The organism is Nocardiopsis coralliicola (genome assembly GCF_054779695.1).
On the sequence record NZ_BAAGXT010000019.1, the window covers coordinates 1 to 19429 of the forward strand.

At 75.8% G+C, this 19429-nt stretch carries 15 protein-coding genes; 6 read left to right on the top strand and 9 right to left on the bottom strand.

Translation table 11 applies throughout. The features are described from left to right. Positions 1-149 precede the first annotated feature (149 nt). From ACYVGT_RS15050 to ACYVGT_RS15060, 3 genes are all read left to right on the top strand, one after another. Positions 150-1325: a hypothetical protein gene (locus ACYVGT_RS15050; protein ID WP_460858539.1), complete on the top strand. Its 1176-nt coding sequence runs from the start codon at positions 150-152 to the stop codon at positions 1323-1325. A gap of 157 nt (positions 1326-1482) precedes the next feature. Further along, complete coding sequence (locus ACYVGT_RS15055) at positions 1483-4338, top strand: stealth conserved region 3 domain-containing protein (protein WP_460858541.1); 2856 nt, start codon at positions 1483-1485, stop codon at positions 4336-4338. 59 nt (positions 4339-4397) lie between these two features. Beyond that, the gene (locus tag ACYVGT_RS15060) at positions 4398-4964 is read left to right on the top strand and encodes an acyltransferase (RefSeq protein WP_460858543.1); all 567 of its coding nucleotides are present in this window, start codon (positions 4398-4400) and stop codon (positions 4962-4964) included. A gap of 10 nt (positions 4965-4974) precedes the next feature. Here the strand turns inward: ACYVGT_RS15060 and ACYVGT_RS15065 are convergent, their stop codons facing one another. From ACYVGT_RS15065 to ACYVGT_RS15095, 7 genes are all read right to left on the bottom strand, one after another. After that, a complete protein-coding gene (locus ACYVGT_RS15065; protein WP_460858544.1) occupies positions 4975-5520 on the bottom strand; it encodes a dihydrofolate reductase family protein in 546 nt (181 codons plus the stop codon). A gap of 120 nt (positions 5521-5640) precedes the next feature. Beyond that, a complete protein-coding gene (locus ACYVGT_RS15070) occupies positions 5641-5967 on the bottom strand; it encodes a MafI family immunity protein (protein WP_460858545.1) in 327 nt (108 codons plus the stop codon). Positions 5968-6085: 118 nt separating this feature from the next. Further along, positions 6086-7369 carry a nucleotide sugar dehydrogenase gene (locus ACYVGT_RS15075; protein WP_460858547.1) on the bottom strand — a complete coding sequence of 428 codons (1284 nt, stop codon included), beginning with the start codon at positions 7367-7369 and terminating at the stop codon, positions 6086-6088. A gap of 3 nt (positions 7370-7372) precedes the next feature. After that, entirely contained in the window at positions 7373-9367 is a 1995-nt protein-coding gene (locus ACYVGT_RS15080) for a glycosyltransferase (protein ID WP_460858550.1), read from the bottom strand. 431 nt (positions 9368-9798) lie between these two features. After that, positions 9799-10911 (bottom strand): non-hydrolyzing UDP-N-acetylglucosamine 2-epimerase, encoded by a 1113-nt coding sequence (gene wecB / locus ACYVGT_RS15085; protein WP_460858552.1) that lies wholly within the window; start codon positions 10909-10911, stop codon positions 9799-9801. After that, positions 10908-12113 carry a Gfo/Idh/MocA family oxidoreductase gene (locus ACYVGT_RS15090; protein ID WP_460858554.1) on the bottom strand — a complete coding sequence of 402 codons (1206 nt, stop codon included), beginning with the start codon at positions 12111-12113 and terminating at the stop codon, positions 10908-10910. Before ACYVGT_RS15090 ends, wecB begins: the two co-directional genes overlap by 4 nt. Further along, positions 12110-13234, bottom strand: coding sequence for a DegT/DnrJ/EryC1/StrS family aminotransferase (locus ACYVGT_RS15095; protein WP_460858556.1), 1125 nt, complete (start codon positions 13232-13234; stop codon positions 12110-12112). Before ACYVGT_RS15095 ends, ACYVGT_RS15090 begins: the two co-directional genes overlap by 4 nt. A gap of 301 nt (positions 13235-13535) precedes the next feature. On the opposite strand from ACYVGT_RS15095, the gene ACYVGT_RS15100 reads away from it, so the two are divergent. Together ACYVGT_RS15100 and ACYVGT_RS15105 are read left to right on the top strand one after the other, a co-directional pair. After that, positions 13536-16004: a glycosyltransferase gene (locus ACYVGT_RS15100; RefSeq protein WP_460858559.1), complete on the top strand. Its 2469-nt coding sequence runs from the start codon at positions 13536-13538 to the stop codon at positions 16002-16004. A 105-nt stretch (positions 16005-16109) separates the two neighbouring features. Further along, on the top strand, positions 16110-16445 hold the full coding sequence (locus ACYVGT_RS15105; RefSeq protein WP_460858562.1) for a hypothetical protein: 336 nt from the start codon (positions 16110-16112) through the stop codon (positions 16443-16445). A 118-nt stretch (positions 16446-16563) separates the two neighbouring features. On the opposite strand, the gene ACYVGT_RS15110 is transcribed toward ACYVGT_RS15105, so the two are convergent. Then, positions 16564-17376, bottom strand: coding sequence for an SAM-dependent methyltransferase (locus ACYVGT_RS15110; protein ID WP_460858566.1), 813 nt, complete (start codon positions 17374-17376; stop codon positions 16564-16566). A gap of 88 nt (positions 17377-17464) precedes the next feature. Continuing rightward, entirely contained in the window at positions 17465-18271 is an 807-nt protein-coding gene (locus ACYVGT_RS15115) for an SAM-dependent methyltransferase (protein WP_460858568.1), read from the bottom strand. Between the two features lie 147 nt (positions 18272-18418). Here ACYVGT_RS15115 and ACYVGT_RS15120 point away from each other — a divergent pair, with 147 nt between their 5' ends. Next, complete coding sequence (locus tag ACYVGT_RS15120) at positions 18419-18943, top strand: HAD domain-containing protein (protein ID WP_460858571.1); 525 nt, start codon at positions 18419-18421, stop codon at positions 18941-18943. Positions 18944-19429 lie beyond the last annotated feature (486 nt).

Sequence of the window (19429 nt, forward strand, 5' to 3'; positions counted from 1 at the left end):
GGTGATCTCGACTTCGAGGCCGGCCATGCCGCCGGCGGCGCGGACGCGGCCGCCGGCCCGGCGGGACCGCTCCCCGGCCAGGCGGGGCCCGTCGCCGGCGCGGAACCGCTGGCGGAGGGGCCCACCGGAACCGACCCACTGGAGGGTGCGTGACCCGTCTCCCCCGCGTCCTGCCGGCGCGGCTGCGCCCGGAGCGGATCCGGCGCGCGGCCGCGGGCCGGATCCGCTCCGCCGCGGCGCGCTGGGGCCCGCCCCGGACCGCGCCGGAACTGCTCGCCGTCCTCGACGGCTGCACTCTGACGGTCCGCCTGCCCCTCACCGGCGCGGCCGACCTGGAGCTCCGCAGCGGCCGCCGCCGGATCCGCCTGCCCCTGGCCCCCGCCGCGGACGGAGCAGCGGCCGCCGGCGGCTCCGGCACCGGCCCCGCCTTCTCGGGTGCGCAGCAAGGCCGCGGAGCGGCACAGCACCGCACCGGCTGCGGCCCGGAGGTCCCCGCCGCCCGCCGCGGCGGCGCCGCCGGCGGTTCCGCCGTCCCGGTCCGCCGCGCCGGCGAACCCGCCCGCAGCCACCGGCGGCAGAACACCGCAGCAGCCGGTGCGGCACTCGCGCCGCCGGGTGCAGCACCGGGCGGCATCGGAGCGTCGCTGGCGCTGCACGGCAGCACCGTGGAGGTGCCGGACGGCCGCTGGGAGCTCGCGGTGGTGACCGCGGACGGACGGCGGGTACTGGAGGCACCGGCCGCGGCGCCCACCGCGGTGCCGGGGTGCGCGGTCTGCGGGCGGGAATTCGCGGTGGAGGCCGATGCGCTGAGCCGCGCCGTCCTGTCCGTGCGCCCGCGCAGTCCCGCAGCAGAGCTGCGCGGCCTGCTGCTGCGCCCGCACTGCGCGACGGTGCTGGCCGCGCTGACCGGCCCCGGGCGCGGCGGTGCACCCCCTTCCGCCGACCCCGCCGCGTTCGCGGTCCCCGCCGGCGGCGGGGCTCCCGTCCCGGCCGCCACCCGGAGCGATCCGGAGACGGGCGGCTTCCGGATCGACCTGCCGGTCTCCGCGATGGCCGCGGCCGGCGGCCGCTGGGAGATCGCCGTCGCACCGCCCTCGGCGGGCGCGGGCAGCGGCGGCGCGGACAGCACCGCCGGCACCGGCGCACCCGCCGCAGGTCTGCGCGTGCGCCTCGGCCCCGGCGCCCTGCTGCCGCCGGACCAGCCGTTCCGCGCGCCCGCGCGCACCGTCCTTCCGCCGGACGGCCCTCCCGTGCGCATCCGCACCTCCGCCACGAACGAGGGGGTGCTCACGGTCTCCGCCAACCTGCTCGGCCTCCCCCGGTGAGCGCCGAGCGCCCCAGAGCCCCTCTCCGAAGCCCGCTGCCCTCCGACGCGTCCCTCCCGGTGCCGCAGTCCCGGGCGCCGCATCGCCGGCGCTCCGCCGGCCGACCCCGTGGACGTGTCCGGCGGGCGGCGTCCGCGCACGCCCTAGGAGCCCCGACGTGAAGATCACCTACCTGCTGGGCCGCCTCGACGAGATGGGCGGGACACAGGCCGCCGTCCTCGCGCAGACCCGCGCGCTCGCCGACCGGCACGACATTGCGCTGCTGTCGGTACTGCGCACCGCCGACGCCCCCTTCTTCGCGACCGATGAGCGGGTGCGCGTCAGCCACATGGTCGACGCGCGCGGCCCCGTCCATCGGCCCATCCGCTCCGGCAGCGGCCAGACCGCGGGACAGCCCGGCGACGCCGAGCTGGCAGCGCTCACGGCACTGCCCAGCGAGCTGGTGCCGCCGGGCGGCGAGCCCGGCTTCCACCGGCTGTGCGACCTGGAGGTGATGCGGGCCCTGCCGCGGCTGGACACCGACGTGCTCGTCGCCACCACCCCGGCGCTGACGTCGCTGGCCGCGCGGTTCGCCCCGCCGGATGCCGTCCTCGTCGGCCAGGAGCACCGCGCCTCGGAGATGCGCGGTCCCAGCGGCGACCCCCTCCTGCCGTACGCGCCGCGGATGGATGCCGTCGCCGTGCTCACCGAAGCCTCCCGCGACTGGCTCGCGGCGTCGCTCGGCGCCGCAGCGCCCCGGCTCGACGTGCTGCCCAACCCGGCTCCCGACGGGTTCGCGCCGCGTTCCTCGCTGGACGCACCGGTCGTGCTCCTCGCGGGGCGGCTGGTCGCGGAGAAGCAGGTCGACCACGCGATCCGGGCGTTCGCCGACGCGGCCGCCGAGCACCCGGAGTGGCGGCTGCGGATCTGCGGCAGTGGACCGGAGGAGCCGGGCCTGCGCTCCTTGGCCGACGGGCTGGAGCTGGCCGGGCGGGTCGAGTTCGCCGGGGCCCGCACCGACATGGCGCAGGAATGGGCGCGCGCGTCGGTGTGCCTGCTCTCCTCGCGCACGGAGGCGTTCCCGACCGTGCTCACCGAGGCGTTCGCGGCGGGGGTTCCGGCGGTGTCCTACGACTGCCCGACCGGGCCGGCCGAGATCATCCGGCACGGCACCGACGGGTTCCTCAGCGCGGCCGACGACGCGGGCGCGCTGTCGGCGGCGCTGTCCAAGCTGATGGGCGACCGGGAGCTGCGGCAGCGGATGGGGGCGGCCGCACTGGCGGGTGTCGGGCGGTTCGCCCCGGACGCGGTCGCGCAGCGCTGGGAGGAGCTGTTCGGCGCCCTGGCGGCGGTCCCGCCGGCCGAGCGGGCCGCAGCGCGCGCCGACCGGGCGGCGCACTTCGCCGCGGCCGCCGCGGCCGGCGGCGGCACCGTGCTCCCCGCGCCCGCCTGGGAGCACACCCGGCCGCGGGTGCCCGGCCTGAAGGAGCACGAGCGCGCCCTGCTGGAGCTGCCCGGCACCGAGCGCTCTGGCGGGCAGGTCACCGAGGTCCGCGACGGGCTGCAGCCGCAGGACGCGCTCGGCGCCAATCTCGACCTGGCCGCCGGCGCCCTGGACGCCGCCGGGATCGCGCACCATCTCGTCCGGCACTCCGGCCGGAACCCGCGGCTGGCCATCGGGGCCGAACGCGCGGCCGAGGCCGCGTCCGCGCTGGCCGCCGCGCACGGCAGCGCACCGGTCTATGTGCAGGCCATCGATCCGCGCGGCGCGCCGCCGCAACCGGTCCCGGCGGGCCTGCTCGGCGCGGTCGACCTGGTCACCGGTTCGGCGGGGCTGCGCGTGTTCCGGCCATCGATCACCGGCACCCGAACGCTGCGCTACGGCGCGGGCTACGGCGCCGACATCGAGTTCTGGGCCGATGACGGCTCCGGTGGCCGCACCGCGCCCCGCCGCAACGCGATCGGCGCGGGCCTCGCGGCCGGCTCGCTCGCGCCGGCCCGCATCACCCGCTACGGCAGGGAGCGGCCCACCTGGGAGCCGTTCACCCGGACCCTCATGGACGACATCGACTTCCCCATCGACGCAGTCGTACCGTGGGTGGACGGCAGCGACCCGCGGTGGCGCGAGCGGCGCGACGCCGCGCTCGCCGAGGAGGGCGGCCGGGCCAGCCCGGACGGCGCGGCGGAGAACCGCTTCACCGACGCCGGGGAACTGCGCTACGCGCTGCGCTCGATGGCGATGTTCGCGCCGTGGATCCGCACCGTGCACGTGGTCACCGACGGGCAGGTGCCGGACTGGCTGGACGCCGGCCACCCGCAGATCTCGCTGGTCGACCACCGCGACCTGTTCCGCGGCACGGGACGGCTGCCGACGTTCAACTCGCGGGCGATCGGCTCGCGGCTGTACCGGATCACCGGCAGCGCGGAGCACCTGCTGGTCTTCAACGACGACGTGTTCCTCGGCCGCCCGCTGCGCCCGCAGGCGTTCTTCCTGCCCAGCGGCCTGCCGAAGTTCTTCCGCTCGTCCACCGCGGTGCCGTTCACGCCGGTCGACCCCGCCGACCCGGCCTATGACGCGGCCCGGAAGAACGGCCGGGCGCTCATCGAGGAGCGGTTCGGCCGCTCCCCGGCGCACGGCTACCGGCACGCGCCGCACGCGACCCGCCGGTCGCTGCTGGCCGAGGTGGCGGAGGCGTTCCCGGAGGAGGTGGCGCGTACGGCGGAGCACCGGTTCCGCTCGCCGGACGACGTGAGCATGCCGGGCGCGCTGGACCACGACTACGCGGCGCTGGCGGGCCTGGCGGTGCCCGGCGAGGTCCACTGCGAATACGTCGACGCGGGCGACCCCGAGCACCACCGGCGGCTGTCGGTCCTGCTGGCGAAGCGCTCCTACGACGTGTTCTGCGTGACCGACTCGCCGCCGGACCGGGTGCCGCGCACCGAGCAGGCCGCGGTGATCCGCGCGTTCCTCGCGTCCTACTTCCCGGTGGCCGCCCCCTGGGAGCGGCCGGGGCGGGGAGCGGACCCGGGGTAGCGGAGGCAGCGCGGGACGCCGCTGGGATCGGGCCGCCGCGCAGCGCCGTGCGGAGTCTGGTGAACCTGTCGAGGAACGGAGCCTCCATGGAGTACCGCATCCAACCGTCGGCCCAGGTCGACCCGACCGCCGAGCTGGGCCCCGGCTGCGCCGTGTGGGAACTGGCGCAGATCCGGGAGAAGGCGTCGCTGGGGCCGGGCTGCATCGTGGGCCGCGGCGCCTATGTCGGCACCGGCGTCCGCATCGGCGCCAACGTCAAGATCCAGAACCACGCGCTGGTCTACGAGCCGGCGGAACTGGCGGACGGCGTTTTCGTCGGCCCCGCCGCAGTGCTGACCAACGACCGGGCACCGCGCGCGGTCACCCCGGACGGCGACCGCAAGTCCGCTGCCGACTGGGACGCCGTGGGCGTCAGGGTGGAGGAGGGCGCGTCGCTGGGGGCGCGGTGCGTCTGCGTGGCGCCGGTGACGGTCGGCCGCTGGGCGATGGTCGCCGCGGGCGCCGTGGTCACCCGGGATGTGCCGCCGTTCGCGCTGGTCGCCGGGGTTCCTGCGCGCCAGGTGGGCTGGGTGGACCGCTCCGGCGTGCGCGTCCCCGAGCCGCCGGAGGAGGCCCGGGGCAGCTGAGACAGGGCGGCTAGGACTTCGGCGCGTAGCGCAGCACCAGGGCACCGGAGGTGAGCTCGGCGCGGTCCACGAGCTCCAGTTCGAGGGGGTTCGCGAGACCGGCGAAGAGGGTCGGGCCCCGGCCGGCGATCCGGGGGTGCACCACGAACTCGTACTCGTCGATCAGTCCCAGTTCGGCCAGTGCCAGGGGCAGCCGCACGCCGCCGGTCAGCAGGCCCTCGCCGGGCTCCTGCTTCAGCCGCCGCACGGTGCCGGCCAGGTCGCCGCGGATGAGTTCGGCGTTCCAGTCGACCTCGCCCAGGGTGCTCGACACGACGTACTTCTTCGCGGCGTCGATCGCGCGGGCGAACGGGAGCGTCCACTCGGGCATGCCCTCGGACAGCGGCAGCCGCCAGGCCGACTCCATCATCTCGTAGGTGGTCCTGCCGAAGAGGAGGGCGTCGGCGCGCGCCAGGTTCGCGGCGTGGTGGCGGTGCAGTTCCTCGTCCGGGGACCCGCCCCGGTGGTCGCAGCACCCGTCCAGGGTGATGTTGATGGAGTACCGGAGAGGTCGCATTTCCCCAGGTTAGACCGGTTCTGGGCGCCCGAGGCCGTGCTGCGCGCAAAAGGATGGCCAGGGCCGGACACCCGTCCGCGCGCCGGCCGGCGGGGCCGCCGGGGCTGGAGCGGTACCGCCTCACAGGTGTTCCTGTTCAGAGGCGGCAGCGAGGTGGCGGCGGCAGAGGTCGGCGGCTGTGAGGCGGGGGTGGTGCAGTGCATCGCTGTAGAGCCGCATCTCCCGCGCCGCCCGGTCCAGGTCCTGCCAGAAACCCAGGGGCAGGTCGAGGCCGCCCCCGATGTCGACCAGGCAGTCGAAGGCGAGTCCGAGCTCGTTGTGCTCCAGGAACTCCAGCGCTGCCGAGTCATCAGTGCCCGGTAGACGGGCGAGGTGGGCCCGTGCGGCGTTGAGGTGGCCGCGGGTCCGGTTCCAGCTGGCGTGCAGCGCCGCACGGTCGTCGGTCATGCCACCAGTCTTGCCGGTGGCCGGAGGTGCCAGGCGCCGCTGCCGTACGCCCCGCCGGCAGCAGGCCTCCCGGGCACCGCCGCCCTGGTCGAGCGGTGCCCGGGCATGCCGCAGGAGTTCAGCCGCCGATGACGACGCGCTGGGCGGTGGACCATGCGGACGGGTCGGTGATGCGGCGGCCGTCGACCAGGGTGCGGACTCCGGGGAGGTCGTCCGGGCTGAGGGTGCGGTACTCGGCGTGGTCCGCCTGGACGACGGCGGCCTCGACCGGTTCGCCGCGGTGCGCCGGCAGGCCGAGGGCCTCCAGCTCCTCGGGGCCGTAGAGCGGGTCGGAGACCCACGCCCGGGCGCCCTGCTCGCGCAGGGCGTCGACCACGCCGAAGACGCCGGAGAACGCCGTCTCCTTCACGCCGCCGCGGTAGGCCGCACCCAGCACCAGCACGCCGATTCCCGCCAGCGGGCCGTACGCCTCGGCGAGCAGGCGCACCGCGTAGCCCGGCATCGCCGCGTTGGCTTCGCGGGCCGCGCGCACCACGGTCGCCCCCGGGTCGTTCCACAGGTACATCTGCGGATAGACCGGGATGCAGTGGCCGCCGACCGCGATGCCGGGGCGGTGGATGTGGCTGAACGGCTGGCTGTTGCAGGCGTCGATCACCTGCTGGACGTCCACGCCGACCGCGTCGGCGTGCCGGGCGAACTGGTTGGCGAGCCCGATGTTGACGTCCCGGTAGGTGGTCTCGGCGAGCTTGGCCAGTTCGGCGGCCTCGGCCGAGCCCAGGTCCCAGGCGCCGTTGGGGCGCGGCAGGTCGGAGCGCTCGTCGAAGTCGAGGACCGCCCCGTAGAAGGCGGTGCCGGCCCGGCCCGACGCGGGGTCGATGCCGCCGACCAGCTTGGGGTAGCGGCGCAGGTCGGCGAAGACCCGGCCGCTGAAGACCCGCTCCGGGCTGAACACCAGCGGGAAGTCCGGTCCGGGGCGCAGCCCGGACCCTTCTTTTAGGGCGGGCGCCAGGCGCCCGCGGGTGGTACCCACCGGCAGCGTGGTCTCGTAGGAGACCAGCGTGCCGGGGCGCAGCCCGGCCGCTACGGCGGCGGTCGCGGAGTCCATCGCCGCGAAGTCGGGCGCGCCCGCGGCGTCCACGTAGAGCGGGACGACGATGACGACCGCATCGGAGGCGGCCACCGCCTCCGCCGTGGACGTGTCCGCGGTGAGCCGCCCGTCGGCCACGACCCGCTTCAGCTCCACGTCGAGGTCCTCCTCGCCGGGGAACGGCGGGCGGCCGGCTGCGACGGCCGCGACCACCGACGGGTCGGTGTCGGCCCCGCGCACCCGGTTCCCGCCGGCGGCGAACCGCACGGCCAGCGGCAGGCCGATCTTGCCCAGTCCGACGACGCAGATGTCCATGCCCTACTCCCCCGCCTCTGCGGCGCGCGGCGCCGCCACCGTGTCGTGTCCGCCGGCTCCGCGGTCCGCCCGCTGCTGCCGGATCGGGCCCGTTGCGTCCGCCCGGGCGCTGTGCCCGGCGACCTGCGCGGGCCGTTCCTCCTGCCGCGGCACCCCGGTGCTGTCCTGCATTCCGCCAGGACGGCCCCCGCTGCCGGCCCTGCCTGCGGCGGAGCGGTCCGCCGCGTGCCGCCCGCGGGCGGGCGCGGGCGCAGGCGGACGGCCGGCCTCGCTGTCCAGGAGCCCCGCATAGACCGCGTCCAGCCGCGCCGCCTGCTCCGACCACCACCAGGTGGCGACCTCCGGCGAGGCGTCCATCGCCTCCCGGTAGCGCGCCGGATCGCCCAGGACCTCCGCGGCCGCGCGGGCCAGCGAGCCTGCGTCGTCGGCGGTGTACACGGCGCCGATGCCGAGCCGCCGGACCACCTGTGCCATCAGCCGCACGTCGCTGGCGATGAGCGGCAGCCGCGCGTGCACGTACTCGAAGAACTTGTTGCTCAGCGCGATCTCGTGATTGGGCACGTGCGACAGGCCGGAGACCGCTGCATCGGCGGTGGACAGGAACCGCACCACCTCCCAGTGCGGCACGTAGGGGAAGACGTGCACCCGGTCGGCGACGCCGAGCTCGGCCGCGAGCTCCAGCACGGCGTCGACGTGCCGCGTCGACTCCTTGCCGGGCGGCACCGACGCCAGCGCCAGGTGCACGCCGGGCAGCATCGGCAGCGCTTCGACGGCGGTGTCGACGCCGCGGCCGGGCGCGACTCCGCCGCTGTAGGCGATCAGCGGCACGTCCGGGGCCAGCCCGGCGCGGGCGCGGATGTCGAGGAGTCCGGGCTCCGCGGCCGCGTCGTCCTGCGCGTCCTGGCCGCTCTGCTCCTCGGGCGGGCCGGCCTGCGGCCCGCCGGCACCGCCGGCGTCCGGCGCAGGCGCGGTGGCGGTGTCGGCTCCCGGGCCGCTGTCCTGGAGCTCTTCCGCTGCGGCCTCCTGCGGCGCCCCTTCCAGCAGCTCGCCCTGACCTGCCTCCGGTTCGGCGGGCGGCGGCTCCATCTCCGGCATCGGCGCCGCACTGGGCGCATTGAGCACCACGGTCGGCGGCGCGGGCAGCGCGAAGTCCTCCGACAGCAGCTCGGCCAGGCCGGGCGAGACGGTGACGACCGCATCGGCGAACCGCGCATACTCGGCCTCGTGCGCGCAGACCGCGGGGTGCCAGGTGGGCCGGTCCTCGCGCGGCGCAAGCCCGGCGACGTACTCGTGGGCGTCCCAGACGAGCCGCACCCGCCGTCCGCGCGCTGCCGCCCGCAGCTTCGCGCGCGCGGCGACGCCGAGCATCTGGTGGTCGTTGGCGTGCAGCAGGTCGGGCTCCAGCGCGTCGATGGCCGTGCCGTAGGCGAGCTCCCAGTCCCACAGGTGCGGGTGGAGCCGGCGCCACGCGCGGTCGCCCATGAGCAGCGGCCACAGGGCGATACGGACCCGGTCGGCGCCCTCCAGCGGCGCCCTGAAGCGGGCGTCGCGGGCGCGCTGCTGGCGGCTGCGGAACTTCACCCAGGACTGCATGCCGCGGGACGCCGCGCGCAGCGGCATGCCGAGCGGCCCGTCGAGTTCACCGGCGGCGCGCCGCACGTACAGGTCGGCGCGCCAGGCGCGCATCTCCTGGGTGCGGCGGCCCGCGATGCGCTCGCTGTGGTAGGCCAGCGGGTGGCGCGGGGAGAAGCGGCGCAGCCGGCGGCGCGGCCGGTTCAGCGGCGTGGGGACCGGGAGCAGGACGACGCGTGCGCGGCCGAGCCGCCACTCCTGGCGGCGCCTGCTGGGCGAGCGCCCCACCAGGACCACGTCCCAGCCCGCGTCGGCCATTGACACGGCTTCCTTCTGCACGCGCGAGTCGCCGCGCACGCCGTTGTCGACGAGCATGACGATGCGCCCGCGCTCGGGCGCCCGGTCCGGTTCGGTTCGTGTCTCCACCACTGGCCTCTCTCGGGGTCACACGGATGGCTGCGCCGGCGGGGCGGCGGAGGGTTCCGCACCCCCGCCCGCCGGCGCACAACGGTGTCGGGGCTTCGCAGTCCGGGGGGCCGCCGCCGTCCGCTGCCGCCGCGCATGCGGCGGGCGGGCCGGCAGCGGCCGGGTTCCTGGCCGGCGCGGCGGCCGGGCCGGGCCGGGCCGACTCCGGTGAACGACTCCGCCCGCGCCGCGGCCGGCGGCGCGGCAGCCGCCTTCGGCTCCAGCTGCGCGCCCCCGTTTCCTGCTGCCCGGGGCAAGCGCGGCGGCCGGGGGATCCGCGGCACCGTGCTCGGGGTGCGGGCGGGGCGGAGGAGGGACGGCGGGCGGCGCGGGGGCGGTACGGGGCGAGGGGGCGGACGGGTCCGCCGCCCCGGGGGCGGGGGCGTGTGCGGTCACCCTCGCTCCTCCAGGGCGCGGACGGCGCGGGCGGCGGCGCCGGGGGTCCCGAACGGCGCGGCAGACGGGCCCGCGGGATCAGGCGCCGGGCGCAGCACGATCTCCTCCAGCCCACCGGGGTTCAGCGCCGCGGGGTCGGCGACCAGCGTGTTCCAGCCGTCGGCCAGCGTCTCGGGCCACTCCGTCTCGGTGCGCAGCGTGGTGCAGACGCGGCCCAGCAGGAACGCCTCCTTCTGCATCCCGCCCGAGTCGGTGACGACGGCCGACGCGGCGCGAACCGCGCGCACGGTCCCCGCGTAGTCCAGCGGCTCCACCGGAACGATCGCGCCCTTGCGCAGCGGTATCCCGTACTCGTCGGTGCGGGCGCGCAGCCGCGGGTGCACGGGCAGCAGGACCGGGACGTCGAGCTCCGACACGGCCCGCAGCAGCCCTTCCAGGCGCTGCGGATCGTCGGTGTTCTCCGCCCGGTGCAGCGTGGCCAGGACGAAGGGTTCACCGGGGGCGATGTCGCCGGGCAGCTGGCCGGCGGCGTCTTCGCCGGCGCCGGCGCCGGCGTCGGCTGCCTCGACCGCGGCGCCGACCCGCAGGCACACGTCGACCATCACGTCGCCGGTGAGCACCGAGCGCGCGCCGAGCCCCTCTGCGTCGAGGTGGCGCATGGCCTGGGCGGTCGGCGCGAGCAGCAGGTCGCAGGCGTGGTCGGCGAGGACCCGGTTGACCTCTTCGGGCATGCGCCGGTTGAACGAGCGCAGCCCCGCTTCCAGGTGCGCGACCGGGACGTGCAGCTTGGCGGCGGCGATCGCGCCGGCCAGGGTGGCGTTGGTGTCGCCGTAGACGAGCACCCAGTCCGGCGCGTGCTCGGCGAGCGCCGCGTCCAGCCGCTCCAGGGTCTGGCCGGTCTGCCGGCCGTGCCCGCCGGAGCCCACGCCCAGGTCGGTGTCGGGGCGCGCGATGCCCAGACCGTCGAAGAACACCTGCGACATGGCGGTGTCGTAGTGCTGCCCGGTGTGCACGATGACGTGCTCGTGCCCGGCTTCCGCGACCGCCGGGGCGACGGCGGCGAGTTTGACGAACTGGGGCCGGGCCCCGACCACGCTGAGGATCTTCACGCCTGCTCCACTCCCGAATCGTTGGCGGCGCTGCCGGCGACCGCGCCATCGGCCGGGGCACCGCCGTGCTGCGCGCCGCCGGGCGCCCTCGGTGCCGGCGCACCGGGTGCGCCCGCCGCCGGATCGGCAGCGGCCGCCCGGTCCGCGGCGCCGGCCTGGACCGGCACGGCGGGTCCGAGCAGGACCACGCGGCCGCCACGCGCCGAGTCGAGCAGGGCTTCGGCGACGGCGACCGTCCCCGTCCCTTCGCGCAGGGTGACGATGCCCGCGGAAGCATCGGCGGCGCTGTCCGCGGCGCCGCCCCCCGCGGCGGCGAGCACCGCGTCGCGGAAGCTCTCGTGCTCGACCAGCAGCGGCTCGCGCTTGGTCAGCGCGTAGCGCACCATGTCGCCCTCGGCGACCCCGCGGAACGCGCGCAGCGCCTCCCACTCGGTGGCCACCACCCCGTTCGCGTAGAAGGTCAGGTCGGCCGTGAGCGTGTCGGCGACGAAGCAGCCGCGCTCCCCGGTCACCACCGCCGAGCGCTCCTTGAGCGGGCTCAGCCAGTTGACGAGGTGGCTCACCATCGCCCCGCCGGACAGCCGGCCGATCGCGGCGACCATGTCCTCGTGCGCGTTGCCGCTCTTGGACACCGCGTGTGCCGCGACGGAGGCGTAGTGCTGCCCGGTCACCCAGCCGGTGAGGTCGATGTCGTGGGTGGCGAGGTCCTTGACCACGCCCACGTCGGAGATGCGGAACGGGAACGGGCCCTGGCGGCGCGTGGTGACCTGGTAGATCTCGCCGAGCTCGCCGCGGGTGAGCCGCTCGCGCAGTGCGCGCAGCGCCGGGTTGAACCGCTCGATGTGGCCGACTCCGGCGACGGTCCCCGACCGCTCGAACGCCTCAGCGAGCCGCTCGGCCTCGTTGACCGAGCCGGCGAGCGGCTTCTCGATGAGCGCGGCGGCACCCGCGGCTGCCAGCGCAGCGCCCACGTCGGCGTGCAGCGCGGTCGGGCAGGCGACGACGGCGTAGTCGACCCCGATCCGCAGCAGGTCGTCCACGGTGCGCACCAGCTGCGCGCCGGGAGGCACCGCGTCCTGCTTGGCGTCGGGGTCGGCGACGGCGACCAGGTCGACGCCTTCCAGGCCGTCCAGGATGCGGGCGTGGTTGCGCCCCATCATGCCGAGCCCGACGAGGCCCGCCCGCAGGTGCTCTCCGCTCACCGCAGCCCCTCCGCTGCCGCACCGGAGAGCGCCGCCGCGGCTGCCTCCGCCACCCTGCCGAGCTCGTCGGGGGTGAGCGAGGGGTGCACCGGCAGCGACAGGACCTCCGCCGCCGCGGCGTCGGTCGCCGGAAGGTCGGCGCAGGGGCTTCCGTCCGGGCCCAGGTAGGGCTGGAGCCGGTGGATCGGCGTCGGGTAGTAGACCTCGCTGCCGACTCCGGCGTCAGCCAGCGCAGTGCGGACCGCGTCGCGCCGCCCGCCGGGAACGCGGAGCGTGTACTGGTGGTAGACGTGCCGTGCACCGGGCCGCACTGCGGGGGTCGCCGCGGGGTCGGCGATCTTCGCGTCGAGCAGGGCGGCGTTGGCGCGGCGGCGCTCGTTCCACTCCGGCAGCCGCGCCAGCTGCACACGGCCGACGGCGGCGGCGACGTCGGTCATCCGCTGGTTCGCGCCGACGACCTCGTTCTCGTAGCGCCGCTCCATGCCCTGGTTGCGCAGCAGCCGCAGCATGCGCGCGGTACCGGCGTCGCCGGTGGTGACCATGCCGCCTTCGAGGGCGTGCATGTTCTTGGTCGGGTAGAAGCTGAAGCAGCCGGCGGCGCCGAAGGCGCCGACCTGCTGGCCGCCGAGCTCGGCGCCGTGCGCCTGGCAGGCGTCCTCGACGACGGCGAGCCCGTGCCGGCGGGCCAGTTCGCCGATCCGGTCCATGGCGGCCGGGTGGCCGTACAGGTGGACCGGCAGGATGGCGGCGGTGCGCGGACCGACGGCGGCGGCCGCGGCGTCCGGGTCGAGGCAGTAGTCGTCCGGGGCGATATCGGCGAAGACCGGTTCGGCGCCGGCCAGCCGCACCGCGTTGGCGCTCGCCGCGAAGGAGAAGGCGGGGACGACCACCTCGTCGCCGGGCCCGATGCCCAGAGCGGCCAGGGCCAGGTGCAGGGCAGCGGTCCCCGAGGAGACGGCGATGCAGTGCCGCCCGCCGGCGAGCGGGGCGAACTCCTCCTCGAACGCCGCGACCTCCGGCCCCTGGACGACGCGCCCGCTGCGCAGCACGCGCACGGCCGCGGCGATCTCGTCCTCGCCGACGGCGGGGCGCGCCGGCGGGATCATCTCCGCTGCGGCCACGCTGCACCTCCCCATTATTACGCTTCGTATTTATTTGATTCCCCAGAGTTAAGGACCGGTGCCGTCCGCGTCTACCGGACGCTCCGCCGACACACGGGTTTTCTCCGCAACCGGCCTCCGCCGCGCGGTTGGCGATCGGCCGCTGACCTGCACCGCGGGCGCCTGCGGCGTGTCCGCTTCCTCCTGCGGTGCCCGGCGGAGGATGCTGGCTGTGCCGGGTGGGCGCGCCGCCCGCCCGGTCGGGCCCCCTCCCGCCGCCCCTCCTGCGCCGCCATGCTGTCGACGGGAGCCGGAGGGCACCGTGAAGATCGTGTACGTCATCCACGACCTCTACGGGATCGGCGGGACGATCCGCACCGTCCTCAACCAGGCCGGGGCGATGGCTGCGCGCGGACACGACGTGGAGATCGCGTCGGTGTTCCGGGACGCCGACGAGCCGGCGCTTCCGGTGCCGCCCGGCGTCGCCGTTACCCCGCTGGTGGACGAGTGCCGCACCTCGCCCGACCCGCGCGCGCAGCAGCCGTCCCGCCTCTACCCCGCCGAGGAGAAGCACTACTCCCGGCACAGCGCACGCAGCGATGCGCTGATCGCGGGGCTGCTCGCCGCCCGCCGCCCCGATGTCGTCGTCGGCACCCGCGCCGGGATCAACGTGCTCCTGGCGCGGCTGAGCCCGGCCGGCCCGCTCGTCGTCGGCCAGGAGCACCTGACGCTGGGCATGTACGACGCTCCGCTACTCGCCGTGATGGCGCGCGCCTACCGCGGGCTCGACGCGCTCTGCCCGGTGACCGAGGCCGACGCCGCCGCGTACCGGGCCCGGATGCGGCTGCCGGGCGTGCGGATCGCGGCCGTGCCCAACTGCGTGCCCGAACCGGGCCTGATCGCCGACGCGGAGGCGCGGTCGGCGCCGCCGGAGCTCATCTCGGCCGGCCGGATCACCGGGATGAAGGGCTACGACCTGCTGATCGACGCGTTTGCGCGGATCTGCGGCGACTACCCTGACTGGACGCTGCGGATCTACGGCCGCGGCCGCGGCATGGCCGACCGCAAGCGGCAGATCGCCGCGCTGGGCCTGCACGACCGCGCGTTCATGATGGGCGCGCACCCGCGGATCGAGGAAGCCTGGGCGCTCGGGGCGCTCGCCGCGGTGCCGTCCCGGGATGAGCCGTTCGGCATGTCCATCGTCGAGGCGATGCGGTGCGGCCTGCCGGTGGTCGCCGCCGACTGCCCGCACGGGCCGCGGGAGATCATCGCCGACGGCGAGGACGGACTGCTGGTCGCACCCGAGGACTCCGCGGCCCTCGCCCGCGGCCTGGACCGGCTGATGGGCGACAGCGCCCTGCGCGCCCGGATGGCGCGGGCCGCGCTGCGCGCTTCCGCCCGCTACGCCCCGGACACCGTCGCCCAGCGGCACGAAGAGCTGTTCGGCGCGCTGCTCGCGGCGCGCGGCCGCGGCCGGCGCACCCCGCCGCCGTCGCCCCGGGTGATCGCTCCGCGCGGTGCCGCCACCGGCGGCTGCACCGCGGCAGCGGGGCCCGACGGGTCGGTCGAGCTGCTGTTCCCGGCGCCACCCGACACGGTGGTGCTGCGCAGCGCCGGCGGCACCGGCGCCGAGCAGCGGCTCCGCACCGACCCGCGCGGAGCCGTGCTGGTCGATGCGGCCGATCTCCCGGAGGGCATCACCCGCTGGAGCGTGCTGCGCTCCGACGGCGGCGAGGAGCGGGAGGTGCACGCCGACCTGATCGACCTGCGCCGCGCACCCTCCGACCCGCGCACCGCCAAGCGCCTGCGCACCGTGCTGCCCGAGCGGACCGGGCACGGCGCGCTCACCCTCACCGGGCACCTGCTGCCGGCCTACGCCGAAGCCGAGCGGGTCGCGGTGCTCGCCGAGGAGACCGTCGTGGCGGGGCGCGTGCTCGGCGCGTCGGCCCCCGACCCGGACGCGGTGCTGCTGCTGCGCGCCCGCGGGCATTCCGACGTCAGCGCAGAGGTACCGTGCCCGGTCGACGCCGCGGGCCGGTTCCGGGCCGCGATCCCCACTGCGCTGCCGTGCGAGCGCGCCGCCCCGATCCTCGCCGCCGGCCGCGGCAACCGGAACGGCGCCCAGCTGTGGAACCTGCGGCTGCGCGCCAAGGGCCGCAACCACCCGATCGGGCGGACGCTGCTCGGCGCCGCGCGGTGGAAGCACATCGTGAGCTACCCCGCGGTGCCGCACCGGGTCGCCGCGGTGCTGGGCGGCGATGCGCCGCCCGGGATCCTGCTGCACCCCTTCTATAGTGCGGACGGGCTGCTCTCACTGGCCACCGAGCCGCTGGACGCGGCGCCGGAGGATGCCGGGGCGCTGGCCGCCGCAGCCTCGGACGCGGTGCTGCGATGGGGCGGGCCGCACCTGCTGGAGATCGAGGGCCTGGTGCGCTCCCGGGCCGCCGAAGCGGCGGAACTGGCGCTGACCGCCGTGAACGCCGACGGCGCCACCGTCGGACTGGACCTGCACACCGAGCGGACTGAGCGGGGCGTCCGCTACACGGCGGCGGTCGACCTCGGTCCGGGAGCGCTGCACTTCGGGTCGTGGCGGCTGATACTGGCGGCCGAAGGGCCGGAGGGGACGCGCACGGTCGATCTCGCCTCGCCCGGGCCGAAGCTGGCACGGCGCTGGTGGCGCGGCGTGCGGCCGGTCGCCGGGCGGATCCTGCCGGCGCAGCGCGACGGCGACGTGCTGATCGAGCACACGCCGCTGCAGCTGGCAAAGGCGGTGCTGGCAAAAGTCCGGTGATGGGCGGCGATACCGCTGCGGCGTGTCGCACCGTTAGTTACGGCAGGGTAACTCTGCGTGGGGTGACAATGGCGGTGAGCAGCACCCGCGTGAGGAGGAGGCGCCATGGCCACGGAGGACAACGCCCGGACCGGCGCGGCTTCGGCCCCGGACTCGGAGCCGGAAGAAGGGGCGGGCGAGCGCCGGCAACTCGGGCTCCTCGCCGAAGCGCTCATGAAGTATGGGGTAACCACCGAGGTGGTGGGCGCGGCGGGCGAAGAGGCGCCGGTGCTCCGGGTCGGCAATCCCGAGTCGGAGTACGCCGTCGAGGACATCGGCTGCGAGCGCCGCGAGCACGGCCACGCGTTCCTGGCATCGTTCGGAGTGCACTTGGGCTCGTCCGAATCCATCCCGATGACCGCGAAGAAGGTCGCCTGGCTCGTCGGCGCTACGGCGCCCTGAGCCGATCACCCCGCAGGAGCCGGACCACCGGACTGCGGTCGGGCCCCGGAGGCAGGCGCGTCCCGGAGCCGTCGGCGGTCCAGGCCCGGCCGCCCGGCGGCCCCGGGGCGCCCGCCGCTCAGGCCGGCCCGTCCCAGCGGCCCACACCGCAGACGGCCCAGACCTGGTCGGGGTCGTAGTAGGGCTCATCGGGGCGCGGGCGCCAGTCGGCGAGGTGCACGACACCCGGTTCGAGCAGCGTGAGCCGGTCGAAGAACCGGCGCACCTCCGCCTGCGGCCGGATCTGCCCGGGCGAGCTCGTCGCCTGGTACATCTCCTCCATGAACCGCGCCCGCTCCGGGTGCGTGTCGTTCTCCGCGTGGCTGATGGCGACGAACGATCCGGCGGGCAGGTGCTCCAGGTACCGGTCGAGCAGCGCGAAGGGCTCCTGCTCGTCCCGGACGAAGTGCAGCATGGCGATCATCAGGACGCCGACCGGGCGCGACAGGTCGATCCGCTCGCGCAGCCCGGCATGTGCGAACAGCGCGTCCGGGTTCCGCATGTCGGCGTCGACGACCGCTGTGCGGTCGGGACGGTCGACCAGCAGCGCATCGGCGTGGGCGCGCACCACCGGGTCGTTGTCGACGTAGACCACGCGCGCCTCGGGAGAGTGCTCCCGCGCCACCTCGTGCACCGGCCCTTGCGCGGGCAGCCCGGCACCGATGTCGAGGAACTGGTCGACCCCTTCGGCGCACATCAGGTCGACGGCCCGGCGCAGGAACGCCCGGTTGGCGTGCGCCCACATCCGGATCTCCGGTACCGCCGCCAGCATCCGGTCGGCCGCCTCGCGGTCCACCGCGTAATTGTTCTTTCCGCCAAGGAAGTAGTCGTACAGCCGCGCCGAACTCGGCACGGTCGTGTCCACGCCCGCGGGCGCCGGTCCGTCATTCATTTCTGACCTCGAGTCAGGCAGCAGGGGGTGCACACTCTGGGCGCAGCACGCCGGTTCCGCTTTCCGGCGGGGCCGGGCGCTGCCGGCGTCAACCGTCCAAGCGGCCGACGCCGCCGACCGCCCAGACCTGGTCGGAGCCGTAGCGGGGCTCGCCCTCGCGCGGGCGCCAGTCCGCCAGGTGCACGACGCCCGGATCGAGCAGGGCGGCCCGGTCGAAGAAGCGGCGGACCTCTGCCTGGGTCCGGATCTGGCCCGGGGAGCTAGTGGACTCATACATCTGCTCCAGGAACCGGGCGCGCTCCGGCTGGCTGTCCTTCTCCAGGTGCGAGATCACCAGGAACGACCCGGGGGGCAGATGCTCCAGATAGCGCTCGACCAGGGCGTACGGCTGCTCCTCGTCCTTGATGAAGTGCAGGACGGCGATCAGCAGCAGCCCGACCGGCCGCGAAAGGTCGATCCGCTCGCGCAGCTCCCGGTCGGCGAAGACCGCGTCCGGATCCCGCAGGTCGGCCTGGACGGCGGCGGTGCTGTCCGGCCGGTCGACCAGCAGCGCATCGGCGTGCGCCCGCACCGCCGGGTCGTGGTCGACGTAGACCACGCGCGCGTCCGGCAGGTGCCGCCGCGCCACCTCGTGCACCGGCCCCTCCGCGGGAAGCCCGGCACCGACGTCGATGAACTGGTCGACGCCCTCCGCGCACATCGCCTCGACAGCCCGGCGCAGGAACGCCCGGTTGGCCCGGGCGGCCATCCGCAGCTCCGGAACCGCCGCGAGGATCCGCTCCGCCGCGGCCCGGTCGACCTCGTAGTTGTTCTTACCGCCGAGGTAGTAGTCGTACAGCCGCGCCGAACTCGGCACCGTCGTGTCCACGCCAGCGGGCGCAGATCCGTCGTTCATTGCGTCAATCCTCACGCTGGGGGGCGGTGTCGTGACCGCGACTCTAGTTGCCCCGTCCCCGTTCCCCGACCGCCCCGCCGATCCCCGTGCGGACACCTTTCTCCGCTGCCCTTGCCCACCGCGCGCGGGCCGCTGCAGCCTGTCCCCATGCCCGCGAAACCGGACGGCGGGCCGGCAGCATCCGCCCCTGCCCGCCCGCTGCTCTTCCTCGACGTAGACGGAGTCCTCAACCCGTTCGCCGCCCGCGGATGCCCGGACGGCTACCGCGAATACGGCTTCTTCCCCGATGAAGAGCCGGTCCGCCTCAGCGCCGTCCACGGCACCTGGCTGGCTGCCCTCGGCCGGGTCTTCGATCCGGTCTGGGCAACGGGCTGGGGCGGCCCAGATGCGAACCGGTGCATCGCTCCCGCGCTGCACCTGCCGCAGTTCCCCGCCGTCGTCTTCCCGCCCGCCCCGTTCCCGGCCGCGGCGAAGGTCCCCGCGATCTCCGCTTATGCCGAGGATCGCCCCGCGGCCTGGAGCGACGACGCCCACGCCCCCGAAGCCCGCCGCTGGGCCCGCACCCGAACGGCGCCCACCCTGCTCGTGCCTGCAGACCCGTCCCGCGGGATGACCGAACAGGACGTGCACTCCCTCCTGGCCTGGGCGGCCGGCACGTCCACCCGCGCCTGAGCCGCCGATTCGCGGAATCGCCGGTGCGCGACGGCCGAACACGATAGAGCGGTGCTATGCGCACCCACCCCATCGCCGTCCGAGCCGCCATCGTCGCGGCCCTGTCCGCCGGCGTCCTGGCCGCCGCCGGCCTGGCCGCCTCCTCCGCGTCAGCGGAAACACGGCCCGTTCAGACCTCCGCTCCCGCGCCGAATCCGGATCTTCACCTGCTCTGACCACTCCGCCGACCGCCGCCGGCCACCGGGCCTGCCCCCTGAAGGCCCGCGCCGACAGCGCCCCCTCCGCCAACCGCCCCGGTCTCGACGCTGTGCTGAGGCCACCCCTCGTTGCCCCTTTCGTCCTCCCGTGCACTGGTCGATACGATCTGCCCACTAGATCACCCGATCAGGCGCCTAACTCTTGGCAAGGCCAAGTCGAGGCCCGTAGAGGACGAGAAATTGTTCCCGCGTTCCCGCGTTCGCTCTGCGCGAGACTGCGCGAGGAACC